At 40.3% G+C, this 17,196-nt stretch carries 16 protein-coding genes and 2 pseudogenes; 7 read left to right on the forward strand and 11 right to left on the reverse strand.

The annotated features are described in order from the left end of the window. Window positions 1-9: 9 nt before the first annotated feature. The 6 genes from OCU36_RS00855 to rfaD all read right to left on the reverse strand — a co-directional run bounded on the left by OCU36_RS00855 (window position 10) and on the right by rfaD (window position 6,417). A complete protein-coding gene (locus tag OCU36_RS00855) occupies window positions 10-1,200 on the reverse strand; it encodes a UDP-N-acetylglucosamine 4,6-dehydratase (protein ID WP_261838633.1) in 1,191 nt (396 codons plus the stop codon). A 58-nt stretch (window positions 1,201-1,258) separates the two neighbouring features. After that, on the reverse strand, window positions 1,259-2,362 hold the full coding sequence (locus tag OCU36_RS00860) for a glycosyltransferase family 52 (RefSeq protein ID WP_261838634.1): 1,104 nt from the start codon (window positions 2,360-2,362) through the stop codon (window positions 1,259-1,261). A 62-nt stretch (window positions 2,363-2,424) separates the two neighbouring features. Then, window positions 2,425-3,177, reverse strand: a complete 753-nt coding sequence (locus OCU36_RS00865; RefSeq protein ID WP_261838635.1) for a glycosyltransferase family 25 protein — start codon at window positions 3,175-3,177, stop codon at window positions 2,425-2,427. Next, entirely contained in the window at window positions 3,170-4,369 is a 1,200-nt protein-coding gene (locus tag OCU36_RS00870; protein WP_261838636.1) for an O-antigen ligase family protein, read from the reverse strand. The genes OCU36_RS00865 and OCU36_RS00870 overlap by 8 nt, the downstream gene beginning before the upstream one ends. A gap of 16 nt (window positions 4,370-4,385) precedes the next feature. Next, window positions 4,386-5,342 (reverse strand): lauroyl-Kdo(2)-lipid IV(A) myristoyltransferase, encoded by a 957-nt coding sequence (gene lpxM, locus OCU36_RS00875; protein ID WP_261838637.1) that lies wholly within the window; start codon window positions 5,340-5,342, stop codon window positions 4,386-4,388. A 133-nt stretch (window positions 5,343-5,475) separates the two neighbouring features. Beyond that, window positions 5,476-6,417, reverse strand: a complete 942-nt coding sequence (gene rfaD / locus OCU36_RS00880; protein ID WP_261838638.1) for an ADP-glyceromanno-heptose 6-epimerase — start codon at window positions 6,415-6,417, stop codon at window positions 5,476-5,478. A 152-nt stretch (window positions 6,418-6,569) separates the two neighbouring features. Here rfaD and OCU36_RS00885 point away from each other — a divergent pair, with 152 nt between their 5' ends. Beyond that, the gene (locus OCU36_RS00885) at window positions 6,570-7,733 is read left to right on the forward strand and encodes a nucleotide sugar dehydrogenase (RefSeq protein WP_261838639.1); all 1,164 of its coding nucleotides are present in this window, start codon (window positions 6,570-6,572) and stop codon (window positions 7,731-7,733) included. A gap of 126 nt (window positions 7,734-7,859) precedes the next feature. After that, entirely contained in the window at window positions 7,860-8,495 is a 636-nt protein-coding gene (locus OCU36_RS00890; protein ID WP_261838640.1) for a TetR/AcrR family transcriptional regulator, read from the forward strand. Between the two features lie 226 nt (window positions 8,496-8,721). Here the strand turns inward: OCU36_RS00890 and OCU36_RS00895 are convergent, their stop codons facing one another. The 5 genes from OCU36_RS00895 to OCU36_RS00915 all read right to left on the reverse strand — a co-directional run bounded on the left by OCU36_RS00895 (window position 8,722) and on the right by OCU36_RS00915 (window position 13,165). Further along, entirely contained in the window at window positions 8,722-9,873 is a 1,152-nt protein-coding gene (locus tag OCU36_RS00895; RefSeq protein WP_261838641.1) for a murein hydrolase activator EnvC family protein, read from the reverse strand. Between the two features lie 63 nt (window positions 9,874-9,936). Then, window positions 9,937-10,758 (reverse strand): serine O-acetyltransferase, encoded by an 822-nt coding sequence (gene cysE / locus OCU36_RS00900; protein WP_261839666.1) that lies wholly within the window; start codon window positions 10,756-10,758, stop codon window positions 9,937-9,939. A 97-nt stretch (window positions 10,759-10,855) separates the two neighbouring features. Further along, window positions 10,856-11,911 (reverse strand): NAD(P)H-dependent glycerol-3-phosphate dehydrogenase, encoded by a 1,056-nt coding sequence (gene gpsA / locus OCU36_RS00905; protein WP_261838642.1) that lies wholly within the window; start codon window positions 11,909-11,911, stop codon window positions 10,856-10,858. A gap of 229 nt (window positions 11,912-12,140) precedes the next feature. Further along, window positions 12,141-12,608 carry a protein-export chaperone SecB gene (gene secB, locus OCU36_RS00910; protein WP_009847959.1) on the reverse strand — a complete coding sequence of 156 codons (468 nt, stop codon included), beginning with the start codon at window positions 12,606-12,608 and terminating at the stop codon, window positions 12,141-12,143. Window positions 12,609-12,730: 122 nt separating this feature from the next. Beyond that, window positions 12,731-13,165, reverse strand: a complete 435-nt coding sequence (locus OCU36_RS00915) for a rhodanese-like domain-containing protein (protein WP_261838643.1) — start codon at window positions 13,163-13,165, stop codon at window positions 12,731-12,733. 121 nt (window positions 13,166-13,286) lie between these two features. Between OCU36_RS00915 and OCU36_RS00920 the strand changes: the two are divergent. The 5 genes and pseudogenes from OCU36_RS00920 to OCU36_RS00940 all read left to right on the forward strand — a co-directional run. Beyond that, window positions 13,287-13,471, forward strand: a pseudogene (locus OCU36_RS00920) (helix-turn-helix domain-containing protein); the annotation flags it as partial. Beyond that, window positions 13,446-13,592: a hypothetical protein gene (locus OCU36_RS00925; protein ID WP_261839746.1), complete on the forward strand. Its 147-nt coding sequence runs from the start codon at window positions 13,446-13,448 to the stop codon at window positions 13,590-13,592. The pseudogene OCU36_RS00920 and the gene OCU36_RS00925, both read left to right, overlap by 26 nt. Then, window positions 13,579-13,854 (forward strand): annotated as a pseudogene (locus tag OCU36_RS00930) (hypothetical protein). Before OCU36_RS00925 ends, OCU36_RS00930 begins: the two are co-directional and overlap by 14 nt. Window positions 13,855-14,218: 364 nt before the next feature. After that, the gene (gene wecB, locus OCU36_RS00935; RefSeq protein WP_261838644.1) at window positions 14,219-15,352 is read left to right on the forward strand and encodes a non-hydrolyzing UDP-N-acetylglucosamine 2-epimerase; all 1,134 of its coding nucleotides are present in this window, start codon (window positions 14,219-14,221) and stop codon (window positions 15,350-15,352) included. A 642-nt stretch (window positions 15,353-15,994) separates the two neighbouring features. Next, a complete protein-coding gene (locus tag OCU36_RS00940) occupies window positions 15,995-17,188 on the forward strand; it encodes a hypothetical protein (protein ID WP_261838645.1) in 1,194 nt (397 codons plus the stop codon). The last annotated feature ends 8 nt before the right edge of the window (window positions 17,189-17,196 follow it).

A 17,196-nucleotide genomic window follows, 5' to 3' on the forward strand; every position in this document is an offset into this window, starting at 1 on the left:
GTACTCCGCTTACATCTTACTATCGAGGTATTTACCGGTTTCTTTGTGCCCAAAATCAGGGAGCATGGTAAAGAAGAGTTCTACAATTTGTTTCTTGTCCCAAGCTCCCAAACTCTTCATCTCTGAAATTCGGTGTTCAAATAAAGCAAGTAGCTCTTGCTCATAAAGAGGGGCGTTTTTAATGATTCCAAGATTTTTAAATCGAGACATGTCCAACTCTTCTTTATCTGTGAAAAATTCTTCAAAATCTTTCTCGCCCGTTGTATCACTTGCTGTGAACAGGCATGGCCACTTCCCTTGTTCTGGAAGAGTATGAGCCAATTGTCGAGCTTCTTCTTCTGTTTCACAAAGGTGAGGCTCATAGCCAAGTTGCTCTAAGTATTTCACAGCAATATCAGCAAACGAAATAAGGTGCAGAGCTTCACTCAGTTTAGGGAAGAAAATGTCACGGTTTTCACCAAAGATACAGGACATTAGACATAGCTCACCTGACTCTTGAGGTGTCACGAAGTAACGCTTGATATCGTTGGGAGCCACGATAGGTTGGCGTTTTTGAATGCGCTGGTTGAACCCATGCAATAGTGAGCCGTCCGAAAATGCAACATTGGCAAAGCGTGCTGTTGATATGGCCATTTGCTCGCTTTTACGCATTAGAAACATTTCCATGATACGCTTCGATGCGCCCATCATATTGACTGGGTTTGCTGCTTTGTCAGTAGAAACGCAGAAGTACTTTTTTGCGCCAGCATCAATCGACTGTTGGATGGTTTTATCTGTATTAAAGACATTCACATCGATCATTCGCATCAATGTATAGGGATCTTTTTCACTTCGAACGTGCTTAAGTGCAGATAAGTTCAGTACATAATCGAATTGACCATCTGCTTTAATGAACGCATCGTACTCTAGAGAACCAATATCTAAAGCAAATGTTTGGAAGTCGCCATCAATGTAACCAAATGAGCTACGGATATCACGAACTAGCTCAACCATGTTGTTTTCACTAATATCAACAACATGCAGCTTCTTGGGGTTACGTTTGAAGATTTCTTTGGTTACAGCTTGTCCGATTGAGCCTGCTCCACCTAAAACAAGAAAGCGAGATTTTGATATTATGTCCGCTAGTTCATATTGGTGCTGTTTTATATCAGACTTGAACAGCATCTCAGTACGACCGATAAGTGATAAGGCATTAGTCATAGAGTTACTCTTTATGTTGAATGGAACTGGATAAGTAATTTAAGTAATTGTACTAAAATTATAATTTAATTTTTTGTAAAATTTGCTTAATCCTGAGATCTAACTCTGCAGGGTTTTGCTCAAAGCTTGCGATGCTTTTGATTGCGTCGGCTATTTCTTCTTGCTTCAATATTTGAAAAACGTCACAGTACTCCTCCAGCCCCATACCAACTGATGAAAATAATGACACAATCCCCATCTTCTTATTCGATAGCATTAGGAATAGTTCAACAGGAAGTTTTGGTGGTAATTGTTCAACGTCTTCAAAGAATTTGTTATAATCGTCTTTTGGTTCTGAAGGGTGTAGTTTTAAAACAACATTATAGCCAGCATTTATGGCCTGCATATAAATGCCTTGATAGACTTTTTTAACAAAGTTTACATCTTTGAATCGTAGAGTATTTTCTTTAGATGTCGGCTGAGTAGCTATAATTATAGTGCCTTTATTATGATTATAACTATCGACTTGGAATAGCTTTGAAAGTACCTCAATTGCATACCCTGATTTTGGTAAAGTAAGTTTCTTTACTTTATTTTTCACTTTCGATAGTGATTTTTCGGGAGAAAGAAGGTGGATTTCTAGACACTCCCTCCTTTCTCCCATTATCATCGTCTTTGAAGGGTAGTTCTTAAGTGTTCTAATTATTTTCTTTATTGGACTCTGAATGGGGATTTCAATGTAGTTCCTCATCCCATCTTCAATCATTTTATAGGTTGGAACCAGTAATCTAAATAGTCTAGACATCTTATTGTCGTCATTGAAAACAAATAGTTCATAACAACCCGTGTCAGGTATTATGTTTTTTTTGTAATTGTTAATGTAGTTGGTTAAAGTTCTCTTCAAAAAATCAGGAATACGAAAGCCAACTATGGACGATTTTAATATGAAATTTCCAATGAATTTTTTTTGTTTTATTTCTGATGTTAAATCATATCGACTAGCTAATGTGATTTTTATTTTACTTGGTAGTTTATGTGTGTTTATAAGTTCTGGAGGGATGTTCTGGTAGTCATTAAATAATACGATGGTTGATTTTTTATCTGATTTAATGGCATGAAAGACACTTAGCATGACATGCCTTACTGTAGAGCAAATATACAGATTTGAAATGTTATTATCCATGATTTACTCCGCTAGGCTACGTGTTGATTTGTATGTATGAGAGCATTCTAACTGTATAAATATCATTGTTTTTTCATGCTAAATTTGAATTTTAAATTATGTATATGACGTCGAATACTTTCGTTTAAATTAAACCACTCACGCTTACATTTCTTGAACAAGTTTCTTGTCGTAGTTCGTTTCTCATATCCGATATCAGACTCAAACTTAGGATCGTTTGTTAAGCAAGGAGTTGCAGTTCCGTAGCATTCTACATCGTTTATCCAGAATCGATCCATATAAATATCGACGGCCATATACCATTCATTTGAGTTATTAAGTAGTTTTTTTGCGCCCGAGGGTGTTAGAAAATAGCCTGTAGCACTCATGTGACCTTTAGTGAACTTATGTATTCTGGTTGAACTACACTCAAATATAGAATAAGAACGATACTTTCGACGTTTGTTTTTAAATAAACGAATGCATTCTATATGGTTAGGTAACTCTGGGATGTCCTGTATAAAATTAATAAATGTCTCTTTAAATATAAGAGCGTCATCTTCGATTATGATTATTGGTTGGTTGAGTTCAACACACTTTTCCCATAATAAAAAATGGCTTGCATAGCAGCCTAGTTGTCCTGCACTTAGTGTCTTTGCTCGGTATGTTTGGCTCAAATCATCATTATAACGTTTCAGTAGCGGATGAGGTGGTGACATTCGACCATCTATCGCCGAAAAAAACTCAAAAGAAAGAGATAATTCATCGAGTTGATGACTGATATTTTTTCTTCTTTCTACCGAAGACTCTAAATTAATAACGAAAATTTTAGTCATTAGTATCTCTCTTACATCTTGAGCAAATAGGGACTAGAAATAATAAATATAACATCAGGGGTTGAGGATGATTAAAAGGCACATCAGTTAACCCAGCAATAAAGAATAGGCAAACCAAACCAATTGTGATATATCTATCGAGCTGTGGTAGGTGCTTGAATATCATTAGTGGGTAAAGCAGTATGCTGATAATTAATATTAGGCCTATAACTCCAGACTTAACCATTTTATCCAAAAATTGATTGTGGTAATGACGTGAAGCAAACTTGAAAATTACGCCAGAAATTTCGCCATCCTCTAATTTTTCTTTTAATACTTTTACCTGCTTATCCCCATGACCTAGTAGTGGTTTTTGTTTTATTAATTCAGGGGCTACCTGCCATAGTTGTAACCTAATCCCAACGGAGGTGCTATAATTTCCGGATTGAATCTTTTTGACTTCATAGATGGTCTGGTTATATCTCGCATTTATTTTATCTTTAAATAAGAAAGCGCCAGTAGACGTTAAAATGGCTGTGAATAAAAATGAAAATAATATATATTTTCTCGAAGGCGGGTTTTTAATACATTTAGTAATGATTATAAAAAAGATACTTAAAGTGAACGCCAACCAAATCCCTCTAGTTTCACTTAGGATTATAGGTGGTAATGATAGTGAAAAAGCTGTCAAAGGAAGTGCTTTCTCCTTTAAGGGTGAATTATCTAGCAATAAAGAGAATGCGATTATGGATATCAATGCGCACGCGGTTGAGTAGGGTATCGGGTTTATATAACCAGCATAGCGTCCTGTACCTATATAAAAGTTGAAATAGACGCTATTGGCGCAGATTGCCAAACTACCTATTAAAACTACCCATTGAATTACTTTTTGAGTAAGCATTTGGTATGGAAAAGCTATAAGAAAAAGAGTAACTCCAATCAGTGTTCTTAGTTCTCGAGAACTGGAACCATGATAATAATAGCTAAACGCAGTATATATACATAAAGCGCTAATTAACCATACAAATGGGCTCTGTATGTTATTTAATATAGTTTCTTTTTTTAATGCTAATAGACTAACGATGATACTAATCAAAAACAGTGGGATCATTTTTTTATCGCCACTGTCTAAAATTAACATGCCTGTCACCGCAAAAAAGTAAGGCAGTAGCAGTAACGCGGTATAGAGACGATTTTTTTTATTAATATTCATATGGTTCAAAGTAATGCTAGTTGCTATAAGGATTAAGATTGCTTTCAGGACGAGTCTTAAGCAATCTTAAGATCCACATGTATTGCTCTGGGTTTTTGCTCACATAGTTTTCAATACATTGATTCATCATGCGTGCATCTTGCTCTTCACTGTCTGTTGGGAATGGTAGAGCAGGGTAGAAGTCCAGAGTGTATTGACCAGTACAGCTATCGTATTGAGCAAACAGCGGGACAATTTTAGCCTTGCTCAGCTTAGAGAGTCGACCGAGACCTGAAATAGTTGCTTTTTGAGTTGCAAAAAAATCAACGAAGACACTGTGCTCACGACCAAGATCTTCATCCGGAAGGTAATAACCAAGGTAGCCATCACGTACTGACTTGATGAAAGGCTTGATGCCCCCACTACGGTCATAAACTCGGCCACCGTACTGTACGCGTTGCCTGTGCATCAACCAGTCGCTGAGTTTGTTTTTTTGTGCTTTCGCCATCGCAGAGACCGGAAGGTTACGTGATGCTAATAATACGGCTGGAATATCAATGGCCCACGTGTGCGGAACCAACAAAATTACATTCTCGCCACTGTCCGTGATATCGGTTAGGTTGCTTAAGCCATTTATTGATGTGTTATTTTCTAGCCAGCCTTTACTCTTTAGTGTCAGTGCAGCAAAGCTCATCAAAAACGATATAGAAGTAACATACGATTTATAAAGGAGCTCTTCACGCTGCTCTATAGACTGTTCAGGGAAGCACATCTCAAGGTTCACTCGAGCTCGGCGGTTTGCCTTATTTTTGATTTTGACTGCTTGCCTCGCCATAAACTTAGCGAACACTAAACGAATACTATTAGGCAAGAAGCAGACTAAAGACGATAACAGAATCGCGATCCAGGTACCCCAGTATTTAGGCGCTAGAAATCCCCATTCAAACTCAGGATTGTAAGCTTTTGGATCAAAATCATTACGTTGTGTGGTCATTCATTCACTACATTTTTTAAATCAGAGAGTTAACGTTATACCGGTTACTCGGGGAATGATTATACGGATTAGATTGTCCAATAATACGCCCTAAAAGTAGGGAATAATATCCGTTTTAATCTGAAATATACCGTTATGCGTTTGCGATCTTCATGTACTCAGCAACGCCTTCTGCTACGCTTTTAAACGCAATATCGCAGCCTGTATTGCGAAGCTTGGTTAAGTCAGCTTGAGTGAATTCTTGGTAAGCACCTTTTAAATGTTCAGGGAAAGGAATGGTTTCGATTTCACCTTTACCATGGTGCTTGATGACTGCTTTTGCGACTTCTTCAAAAGACTCAGCGTTACCTGTACCTAAGTTGAAGATGCCAGATACCCCATTCTCTAAGAACCACAAGTTTACCGCCGCGACATCACCAACATACACAAAATCACGCTTAAAGGTTTCGCTACCTGCGAATAGCTTTGGATTTTCACCGGCATTCATTTGGTTGTTTAGGTGGAAGGCTACAGAAGCCATGCTGCCTTTGTGTTGCTCGCGCGGACCATAAACATTGAAATAACGAAGCCCTACGATTTGCGACAGCGTTTCGTTGTGTGCAGCGGCGTCAGCAGTTAAGCGACGAACATAGTTATCAAATTGTTGTTTTGAATAACCGTAGACATTCAATGCACCTTCGTATTCTCTTTCTTCGATGAAAGTCTCGGTTTCACCGTAAGTAGCAGCAGAAGAGGCATACAAGAAAGGAATTTCACGCTCAACACAGTAATGAAGTAGCTCTTTTGAGTACTCATAGTTATTGAGCATCATATATTTGCCATCCCACTCAGTGGTAGCAGAGCATGCACCTTCATGGAAAACAGCTTCAATATGACCAAAATCATCACCGGCCATTACTTGAGTTAGAAAGTCATCACGATCCATGTAATCCGTAATGTCGAGGTCGACAAGGTTCTTAAATTTCTTACCATCTTTTAAGTTGTCGACGACTAGAATATCGTTGTGGCCCGCTTCATTGAGCGCCTTAACAATATTGCTGCCAATCATGCCAGCACCACCAGTTACGATAATCATAATTTTCTAACTCTTTTGAATACAAAACTGTCACGAGTATAGCAAGGAATGGATAAGGCGGGCTAGTGGAATAATTCCCCAACCAGAGTATGATACAGCAAGCTAAGTTATAAATTATGTTGAGTTAATGACTCAAAACTATAGGTATTATCATGAAAATTGCAATCGCCGGTACGGGGTATGTGGGTCTATCAAACGCAATGCTGTTAGCACAACATCATGAAGTCGTCGCGGTAGATATTATCGATGACAAAGTGACAATGCTAAATAATAAACAGTCGCCGATTGCAGACAATGAGATTGAGCACTTTCTATCACATAAGACGCTGAACTTCAGAGCGACAACGGATAAAGCGGCTTACAAAGATGCTGACTTTGTCATCATAGCGACACCCACCGATTATGATCCCAAAAACAATTATTTTGATACCAGCTCTGTAGAATCAGTCATTAAAGACGTTATGGATATCAATCCGGATGCGGTGATGGTTATTAAATCAACGGTACCTGTTGGCTATACTGAGCGCGTTAAGCAAGATTTGAATTGTGAAAATATTATGTTCTCACCAGAGTTTTTACGCGAAGGCAAAGCCCTGTACGATAATCTGCACCCATCACGCATTATTGTTGGGGAATGTTCTGAGCGAGCTAAAGTGTTTGCGAATCTGCTGGTCGAAGGCGCTGAAAAAGAGAATATTGATGTACTGTTTACCAACGCTACAGAAGCGGAAGCAGTAAAGCTGTTCTCTAATACTTATTTAGCAATGCGCGTCTCTTATTTCAATGAGCTGGACTCTTACGCGGAAGCGCATGGTTTGGATTCACGTCAGATCATCGAAGGGGTGGGCTTAGACCCACGTATTGGCAATCATTACAACAACCCTTCATTTGGTTATGGTGGTTACTGTTTACCCAAAGATACCAAGCAGCTATTAGCTAACTATCAAGATGTGCCGAACAACATTGTCGGTGCGATTGTTGATGCGAACCGAACCCGTAAAGATTTTATTGCGGATTCAATTATCAAACGTTCGCCTAAAATCGTTGGTATCTATCGATTGATCATGAAAGCTGGCTCTGACAATTTCCGAGCATCATCGATTCAAGGCATCATGAAGCGTTTGAAAGCCAAAGGTATTGAAGTGGTCGTATTCGAACCAGTGTTAAAAGAAGAGCATTTCTTTAACTCGAAGGTTTATTCTGACCTCGAAGAGTTCAAAGCCGTATCGGATGTGATTGTATCTAACCGAATGGTGGATGAAATATCAGACGTTGCAGATAAGGTTTACACGCGAGATCTGTTTGGCAGTGATTGATTGCAGCAACGATCGATTGCAAGCTGAATGTTAGCGCTTGATAATTCGACCCGATGTTAACAGCTCGATCTATTCGTTTAGTGGCGATATACTGAACCACTAAACGGATAGGGATATTAATGACCAATGAAAACACGTGACAAGATTGTTTACGCAGCTCTAGATCTTTTTAATGAGCACGGCGAGCGTAGTATTACAACCAATCATATTGCAGAGTATATCGAGATCAGCCCAGGTAACCTCTACTACCACTTCCGCAACAAACAAGAAATTGTCCGTGATATTTTCACTCTCTATTCAACCGAGTTACTTGAAAGGTTTGCACCCATTCAGGGGCAGCAAGAAAGCCTCACGCTATTAAAACACTACTTAGATTCTATCTTCACGCTGATGTGGAAGTACCGATTCTTTTATGCGAACTTGCCCGAAATATTGTCTCGTGATGCGCAGCTCCACCTTGATTACATGGCGGTACAAGAAAAGCTGCAAACGAATTTAGTGGATATCATGAGAGCCTTCGTTGAATTGAGCTTGCTCAAAGCAACAGATACAGAAATGAAGTCGATGGTCACTTCTCTTCACTTGATCGCATCGGGTTGGTTGGCTTATCAATCTGCGATGTCTCCAAAAGCTCAAATTACCGAGCAAGTCGTCCATAAAGGAATGCTGCAGATGATCGCGACCGTTAAGCCGATTGCGACGGCGCAAGGTTTTGAGCAACTGACACTGTTGGAAGATGGTGTCAGGGCGTTGAATAGCTAAATCCAGATGTGGGTAATGAACTATTTGCCACGTCATTCCCTACCGCGAGGGACGAGCGTAATAGGGAATCCCTGGTGATCCTCGAGGCTTGCAATATCATAGCGAGATTCCAGATATTTCGTTCCTCAATTCTGGAATGACGAAGTCTGAGAAATGCGAATACAGATATTCTCAATGACTTGCTTTGCTCTTCTTATCTCGATTACTCGCATCCCGTATCTGCTCTTTATCTAACTAACCAACTTTTTGGGTTTTGAGCTCGGCTATTTCTGCGAATCTCAAAGTACAGTGATGGGCGAGTTTGTCCACCGGTATCGCCTGCAAGGGCAATAGCTTCGCCCGCTTTCACTTTGTCGCCCTCCTTTTTCAGAAGTGCTTGGTTAAATCCGTAGAGCGTCATATCACCTTTACCATGATCAAGCAGCACCACTAAACCATAGCCACGTAAATACTCGGCAAAAACGACAGTACCGGAATAGACCGATTTTACCTGTTGACCGTATTGCGCGCTGATCACGATACCTTTCCAATTAATCTGGCCCGTTTGACGTGAACCGTAGCTATGCAAAACTCGGCCTTTGATTGGCCAAGGTAATTTTCCTTTACGTTTGGCTAAACCGTCCATAAGTACAGCGTTGCGTCTCTCGCGCGCGGCTTTTTCTGCTTTGGCTATTTCCGCTTTTAGGCGAGTTTCATTACGTTGAAGCTCGGCCAAATAATTTTTGTCGCCGGAGATGTTCTTTTTAATACTCCCCACGGTTTTCTTACGCTGTGTTTGAGTTTGAGTGAGTTTATCGCGCTTGGTGGTTTGCTGTTTTAACAGCGTCACGATTTGCTCCTGCTCAAGTTGGCGCTGCTTATGGCTTTCTTCTAATTCTGATTGTGTTTGTTCAATCGTTTTTATGGTGGCGGAGCGAGCTTTAGCAAGGTGTTGATAGTAATGACTGATGCGATCGTCTTCTACTCCAGTATTAAGAATATGAGAAGCTGCTTTAGCTCGGCTTGTCATGTAGTAAGTTTGAATCAGCTGCTTTAACTTGTCGGTATGGTTTTTTTTCTGAAGCGTAAGGGCTTTAATCTTGGTGTTTAAGTTAGCAATATTGACATTAGCGGTATTGAGCTGCTTTTTACTGTCTCGGATTGCCTTTTCGAGCGAAGCAATGGATAACTCTTGTTGCTTGAGGTTTGCTTGCAAGCGGTCGAGTTTTTTTTGCTGTGAAGAGAGGTTTTTTTGTTGACGAGATATTTCACTCGAAACACCTTTTAATTCACCATGGGGAGCAGCAAGTGACGAAGTCGATAAAATAACCGTGCATAGGCTAGTTAATAGCAAAAGAGTCCTGCTAATGGCTCGAATTTTTTTCATCATTATCGTCATTTAGTTTATGTTCATCAGTTGTCGATTTTTTATATTCCGGTAGCTCGAATCTTATGTCGGCTCTTAAATACCGTCACCATCAATAAAATTCTGTGAGCGACCATTGAACCCCTGATCCATATCTAGTGAAGGTTTATCCGTCTTCGGTTTACCGACAATTTTTGCTGGTACCCCGGCGACGGTCGTGTGCGGTGGCACCGCTTGTAGAACCACAGAACATGAGCCAATCTTAGCGCCTTCACCGACTTCTATGTTGCCGAGTATTTTCGCACCGGCACCGATCATGACACCTTCACGAATCTTAGGGTGACGATCGCCTCCCTCTTTGCCAGTACCACCAAGAGTCACGTCTTGAAGAATCGACACATCATTTTCGACGATGGCCGTTTCACCAATCACAATACCGGTAGCGTGGTCGAGCATGATCGCTTTACCGATACGCGCAGCCGGGTGAATATCCACTTGGCAAGCCACCGATATCTGGTTTTGTAGGTAAGTAGCAAGGGCGATACGGCCTTGCTTCCATAGCCAGTTAGCCACTCGATAACCTTGCAGAGCGTGGTAGCCTTTCAAATAAAGCAGAGGCATCGAGTACATCTCGACCGCAGGATCTCGAGTCACCGTCGCGCAAATATCACAAGCAGCAGCATCAATAATCGACGGATCCTGCTTAAATGCTTGCTCTACCACTTCACGCACCGCCATTGCTGGCATGGACGCTGTCTTTAACTTATTTGCCAGAATATAACTGAGCGCTGCGCCTAAACTTTCATGGTTGATGATGGTGGCATGATAAAAACTCGCAAGCATAGGCTCTTGCTCCGACTGCTGTCGAGCTTCCTTCACAATGCATTGCCAAACTTTTAGTTGTTCACAGTGTTTCATTTTACCATCCATTCTAAATTACCAACCCCAGATACGAGCCTAGAAGGCTCCAGATACTCTGTTCCTCAATTCTGGAATGACGAGCATTGTATTTGTGTTATCTTTCAGACTTCTTATCTCGAGCAAGCAGGTCTTGCGCCGCTAAGTGGGCATCTTTTCCTTGATACAACACTTGATAAATTTGTTCAACAATCGGCATCTCAACACCCATGCGCTCAGACAGTAACCAAACTTCTTTGGTGTTGCGATAACCTTCGACCACTTGACCAATTTCTTCTTGTGCAGTGTCGACGTCTTTACCTGAGCCTAACGCCAAGCCAAAACGGCGGTTACGTGATTGGTTATCGGTACAGGTTAGCACTAGGTCACCCAATCCTGCCATACCCATAAAGGTTTCAGGTTGTGCGCCAAGCGCAGCCCCCAATCGACTCATTTCAGCTAAGCCTCGAGTGATGAGTGCGGTACGTGCATTAGCACCAAAGCCAATACCATCCGACATGCCTGCGCCGATAGCGATGACATTTTTGACTGCGCCACCAAGTTGCATACCAATGAAATCTGAGTTGGCGTATACGCGGAACGTTTTGTCACAGTGAATTTTTTCTTGAAGCTCTTCTAGGAAAGCCTTATCAGGTGAAGCGACAGAGATAGCTGTTGGCATACCCATCGCTAACTCTTTAGCGAAAGTAGGACCAGATAAAACCGCCAGTGAGTAGCCATCACCAAGCACATCATGTGCGACATCTTTAAGCAGTCGGCCTGTTTCTGGCTCTAAGCCTTTCGTTGCCCAACAGATGCGAGAGTCTGTTGTTAAGTGAGGCTTTAGGCTATTTAAAACGAGACCAAACACGTGGCTCGGGACGACAACAAGAAGATCACGACTAGCGGTTACCGCTTTCTCAAGGTCTGTTTCGATGATTAGGCTTTCTGGAAAATCGATATTGGGCAGAAACTCATTGTTCGCGCGCTCAGATTCAAGGCGAGCCATATGAACAGGGTCATGGCCCCAAAGAACAACATTGGCACCGTTACGCGCTAGAGATATCGCTAAGGATGTTCCGTAAGAACCAGCACCAATGACAGCCATTGTGATGTGTTTGCCGTAAGCGCTGTCTTTACCGTAAGCGACTGTCGCGCGAGTTGTTTCTGTCATGCTTCCACCTAAGAATAATGAGGGAAATCAAAGAGTGCTTGAGACATTTTCTAATCGGATAAGAAAATACTCTTTATCAAAATACAGTGTAAATAAAAAATGCACATCGCAGAAGCTGCGATATGCATTTAAAACTAACTATTTAACAAAAACTAGCTATCCAATAAAAGTCGAGCTTCTTTAAAAATAAGCTATTTAGCATTCATCAGAGTCAAGTTCTGCCTTACAACTAAGCCTGTTCGCCTTCAGCTTGTTGAGCTTGGTTTTGTAGGTAGTTCATGAACAAAGCATCAAAGTTTACAGGCGCTAGGTTCAGTTGTGGGAACGTACCTTTAACCACTAGGCTAGAAATCGTTTCACGAGCGTATGGGAACAGGATGTTCGGGCAGAATGCCCCTAGGCAATGAGCGAGCTGACCCGCTTCCATTTCGCTTGCAGAGAAGATACCGCCTTGTTGAACTTCACAAAGGAATGCTGTGTCTTCTGCATTCTTAACGGTAACCGTTAGACGTAGGATTACTTCGTAAACGCCTTCGCCAAGTTCACGGCTTTGAGTGTCTAGGTCCAGTTTTACATCTGGGTTCCACTCTTTTTGAAACATGTCTGGAGAGTTTGGCGCTTCGAAAGAGACGTCTTTTAGGAAGATACGTTGGATTGCGAAGTTTTGTTGTGCGTCTTGTTGTGCTGCTTCAGCCATTTTCTTGTCCTTAAAAATTTATAATTAGGTTTTGTTCGTCATATAGCCGAACAAAACCTTAAAGTCATATTCGTGTAATTAGGTCAGCTTACTGCTTGTCGTTAATGGTTTATTACCTTTAACTACTTCTTGCCTTTAACCAAAGGTAAGTTAGCTTCGCTCCAAGCCACTAAGCCACTTTTCAGTACGCTTACGTTTTCGAAACCTGCTTTAACCAGCAAGTTCGCGCTTTCTTGAGCGGTTTGACCTGTCTTGCATACTACGATGATTGGGTCTGCTTTGTGGCTTTCAAGGCTACCAAAGCTATTTGCTTTGATGTCTGACGGCAAAATGTGAACTGCGTCCGTAATATGGCCCTTTTTGAACTCATCCTTAGTACGAATATCAACCACAACGCCGTTCTCACGGTTAATGAGTTGTGTGGTTTGCGCAGCTGTGATCTCTTTGTAGGCTGCGTTTGATGTCTTGATAATGTTCGCAATGATGGCAACAACCAAGCCGATCCATACGATGGCTAAAATCATATTATCTTGAACAAATGGAACTAACTCTTGCATATCTTGAACTCTTATACGTTATAGGGCGAAAAATTATAGGATAGGAGTATAGCGAGAAAGGGTAGCAGAATACAGAGGAAGGCGTTGCGGAACTCGGCGTTATCTCTCTTTCTTTCATCCTATGACAATTGCTTCGCCTATCAGTAAGTTGGTGCTCTTAAAATTGGCCGACAATGCAGATGCGCGCAGCGTGTATTTTCCTTCTCTATATTGCTTGGCGCAATATGGACCGTTAATGAACTCGAAAAACAAGGGGTTGTAAAACGGATAAAGCGCGTTGATGATATATATCAGCTGCGCCTACCTCAAGTTAGATGTACAGCAAGAAGGGCATGGTATGCAAGCATGGTTGTACATCAACCCGTTCGAAGCGCGTATTAAGGCTCTAGTTCAATCCGAATCGTCGAGTTCGGATTCTAACCTGTGACCGTGTGATTATTTACAGACTAGCGCGAATTGAAGGGCGCATTGGCGAATTATTGGCTTTGCTGGTTAATCATTGCTCACAAAGGCTAATGCGCATTGAAGGCGGTAAACAACAATCAGAGTTTTGTCTCGCTGTACCGCAAAGGCAATATTTTCATTGATATAGAAAATGTTGCCATTGCAGCGCAGTACAAGAAAACCGCTACTACATAGGATCCCAGTACCTGCAAGACGTACGATACTGCTGGCGGTTAAATGCGTGATAACTAACTAGGCCGGGTAATATTGTTACTAGTTAATACGCCCTTGTTTTGCTAGAATTAATGCTAATTAGAACCGTGTGAAAAAACATAAAAAGTGATTTCACCTTGCCTTTAGGAGCCAAACCTAAGGGCGGTAGCGTACCCAAATGCGAATGGATGACAAGCCTAAAGGTTGAAAAATCCGATTTGGCGGCCTATTGGGGCGGTTTTAAGAAAGTAAGCAAAATCTAGGTTTTATAAGGGATGGGCGAAAGTCGACCGTCTCAAAATGGATGAAAAGTGTCTCAGTGCGTTTTTATTACTGAGGTCAAAAGTCACAAAAAATCACTTCTTTAATTTCACCTGTCGGTTGGAAACTTCATAAATGACTAAGAAAAAAATCCTTACGGTTTTCGGCACACGTCCAGAAGCCATCAAAATGGCACCTCTTGTTCATGCTTTAGCGGCCGATGAGCGCTTTGAAGCAAAGTGCTGTGTTACCGCTCAACACCGTGAAATGCTTGACCAAGTTTTAGAGTTGTTTGAAATCACGCCAGACTATGATTTGAACTTAATGAAAGTCGGTCAAACGCTCAACGAAGTCACCACGCGTATTTTGTTAGAGCTTAAACCAGTGCTAGAAGATTTTAAACCTGATGTGGTTTTAGTGCACGGTGATACAGCCACAACCTTCGCTGCAAGCCTAGCGGCTTACTATGAGCAAATCGCAGTCGGTCATGTTGAAGCTGGCCTGCGTACGGGCAACATTTACTCGCCTTGGCCAGAAGAAGGTAACCGTCGTCTAACGGGCGCGTTGACCAAATATCACTTTGCACCAACGCCAACATCAAAAGAAAACTTGCTTAAAGAGAACTTTAATCCAGAAGATATTTCAGTAACGGGTAATACCGTCATTGATGCCTTGCTGATGGTCAAAGACAAAATTGATTCAGATAAAGATTTGAATGAAACGCTTTCTGCACAGTTCCCGTTTTTAGATGAAAACAAAAAGCTAATTTTGGTTACCGGTCATCGCCGTGAAAGTTTTGGTGGTGGGTTTGAACGTATTTGTGAGTCGCTTGCTATTACGGCAAAAACTCATCCAGAGACGCAAATTTTGTATCCGATGCACCTTAACCCAAATGTACGTGAGCCCGTTAACCGTATTCTTGCTGGCATTGATAACATTCATCTTGTTGAGCCTCAGCAATACTTACCATTTATCTACTTAATGAGCCGCGCGCACATCATTTTAACCGACTCGGGTGGCATTCAAGAAGAGGCGCCTTCATTAGGGAAACCTGTATTGGTGATGCGAGATACGACCGAGCGACCAGAAGCGGTTGAAGCCGGTACAGTTAAGTTAGTTGGAACGGATATAAATACGATTACAGCGAGCTTGCATACTCTATTAACAGATAATACTGCATATCAAGCAATGAGTTTTGCGCATAACCCCTACGGGGATGGACAAGCTTGTAAGCGTATCTTGAATGAATTATTAAAATTGGATAAATAACAGAAATATCAATATTAACAGGGCTAGCGATAGCAACTTTTCAGCTTAACTAGGCGCAGTAGGGAAAAATCATCAACGTGCCCATGTTTAAAGGCCAGGGTTCCCGCATGTTATTTTCGCAGTGTTTCTCAAATTTTCGGAGTGAAATTTCAAAAATAGGTTGAATGTGGTGATCTTATACTGTTTAGATAACCGAATGAGATTGAAAAGATGAATTCAAAGACCATTTTAACATATTGAGTGATAGTCGTCAGGAGCGAAAAATCACTTATGATTTCTTTGAAGTGATGTTTCAAGTGGTGACAGCCATGCTGTGCGGAATCAGGGCAAGATCATGAAACCCCCTTATGGAATAAGGGGTGAGGTGAAGTGATATTTTCATGAATTAGATACTGAAGTCACAATAATCTTAATACATCCAAGATCGATTTGATGATCAGATTTAGGTGTGATCATATACTGTCTTTTAGCAGCAGATATTTAGCCTAATGAATGGATTAAGCCTTTTTCAGTTATTCGAGACCCTCGCCAAGCTTGGAAAATAGAGCACACGCTAACCGACATTATCTTCTTAACAATTTTGCAACTCATGCGGGAACCCTGGTGTCCGGTCTATGAGTAATCACATAAATAAAGAGTATTATGATTTCAAGAAACATATATGAGTTTGTTGGCGGGGTTTTTATCGTCCTTTTACCATTTCAAGATGTATTCTTACAAAGTTCACCATTAGGATATTTAGGGGCAAACTTGTCTTTTATAATGACACCTTTCATGCTTTTAATTTACCTTTTCAATAGTATTAAAGAGAGAAAATTAGGGCAATATGAATTTTCCCTAGTTTTATTTTGGTTGTTGTTTTTTTCTTGTTTAAATTACCTTTTAATAATTATATATGACAATCAGGTAACAGGTATAACTGAAGGAATGAAATTATTCGTAATTTGCTTTTTTTCTTTATTTCCTATTGTGTACTTTTCACATCAAAAAATAGTAAATATAAATTATTTTATAATAGGCTCCTTATGTTTTGTTATTTTGGGAGTTATAATATCTGACTATTTATCCTTGGAGTTCGTAGGTATATTACATAAGCAAGAATATTGGACTTTGAGGCCTCGAGGGTTTTCTACTGAAAGTTCTTTATTAGGAGCTACAGCCGGAATTATTATAACTTTGTACTTTTCTACGGTTACGTCTAGGAGTAAGCATTTTTTTACGATAATTATATTTTTTGCTGTTTTTATTTCTGGTTCAAAGGGAGCTATTTTTTCGATATTCTTATCATATGGATTACTTGAACTTCGAAGAATGAAACTAAATATAAATACTTTATTCGTTATCATATTAAGTGCTCTTTTTTTTGTTTTAATTGTTACACAAGCTATAAGCGCATTAATGGTTGATATTGAAAAATACACAAGTTTTTCGACTAGAACTAGTTTAGGCATAGCTTCCATAAATGCAGCAATTAACAATCCATTTGGTTTAGGTTTTTGGGGGTATTATAGCCAAGGAAAAATTTATATATTGCAGGCATTAGAATTTACAAAAAGTAATACTAGAGAAATTGAAACAATAGTAAGAACAGGTGTAAATTATAGCTTTAAAACTGGGCTAGCAGATGCCCTAGTCATCGGCGGCATCCCTATTGTTTTTTATTTTTTATACAAAATAAAAAATATGTTTACGTTATGTGATAATTACTACTTAAAATTATCCATACTATTTTCTACTATATCCCTTTCTACATATGTTTCTTTCGTTGGATTGTATGTAATTACACTACCTTTCATTTTTGCGTTACAAAAAATAAAGTTTGGTGACAATCAGTAGTGTTGAGT

The sequence above is a fragment of the Vibrio artabrorum genome, from assembly GCF_024347295.1.
Lineage (GTDB): Bacteria > Pseudomonadota > Gammaproteobacteria > Enterobacterales > Vibrionaceae > Vibrio > Vibrio artabrorum.

What these genes read in the sequence shown, in the direction of transcription:
- cysE (WP_261839666.1), bottom strand. Translation starts at nt 10,758, where the DNA reads ATGAAACACTGTGAACAACTAAAAGTTTGGCAATGCATTGTGAAGGAA.
- OCU36_RS00925 (WP_261839746.1), top strand. Translation starts at nt 13,446, where the DNA reads ATGATATATATCAGCTGCGCCTACCTCAAGTTAGATGTACAGCAAGAA.
- OCU36_RS00895 (WP_261838641.1), bottom strand. Translation starts at nt 9,873, where the DNA reads ATGACGATAATGATGAAAAAAATTCGAGCCATTAGCAGGACTCTTTTG.
- OCU36_RS00940 (WP_261838645.1), top strand. Translation starts at nt 15,995, where the DNA reads ATGATTTCAAGAAACATATATGAGTTTGTTGGCGGGGTTTTTATCGTC.
- OCU36_RS00865 (WP_261838635.1), bottom strand. Translation starts at nt 3,177, where the DNA reads ATGACTAAAATTTTCGTTATTAATTTAGAGTCTTCGGTAGAAAGAAGA.
- OCU36_RS00915 (WP_261838643.1), bottom strand. Translation starts at nt 13,165, where the DNA reads ATGCAAGAGTTAGTTCCATTTGTTCAAGATAATATGATTTTAGCCATC.
- OCU36_RS00885 (WP_261838639.1), top strand. Translation starts at nt 6,570, where the DNA reads ATGAAAATTGCAATCGCCGGTACGGGGTATGTGGGTCTATCAAACGCA.
- OCU36_RS00890 (WP_261838640.1), top strand. Translation starts at nt 7,860, where the DNA reads ATGAAAACACGTGACAAGATTGTTTACGCAGCTCTAGATCTTTTTAAT.
- rfaD (WP_261838638.1), bottom strand. Translation starts at nt 6,417, where the DNA reads ATGATTATCGTAACTGGTGGTGCTGGCATGATTGGCAGCAATATTGTT.
- secB (WP_009847959.1), bottom strand. Translation starts at nt 12,608, where the DNA reads ATGGCTGAAGCAGCACAACAAGACGCACAACAAAACTTCGCAATCCAA.
- OCU36_RS00870 (WP_261838636.1), bottom strand. Translation starts at nt 4,369, where the DNA reads ATGAATATTAATAAAAAAAATCGTCTCTATACCGCGTTACTGCTACTG.
- lpxM (WP_261838637.1), bottom strand. Translation starts at nt 5,342, where the DNA reads ATGACCACACAACGTAATGATTTTGATCCAAAAGCTTACAATCCTGAG.
- wecB (WP_261838644.1), top strand. Translation starts at nt 14,219, where the DNA reads ATGACTAAGAAAAAAATCCTTACGGTTTTCGGCACACGTCCAGAAGCC.
- OCU36_RS00855 (WP_261838633.1), bottom strand. Translation starts at nt 1,200, where the DNA reads ATGACTAATGCCTTATCACTTATCGGTCGTACTGAGATGCTGTTCAAG.
- gpsA (WP_261838642.1), bottom strand. Translation starts at nt 11,911, where the DNA reads ATGACAGAAACAACTCGCGCGACAGTCGCTTACGGTAAAGACAGCGCT.
- OCU36_RS00860 (WP_261838634.1), bottom strand. Translation starts at nt 2,362, where the DNA reads ATGGATAATAACATTTCAAATCTGTATATTTGCTCTACAGTAAGGCAT.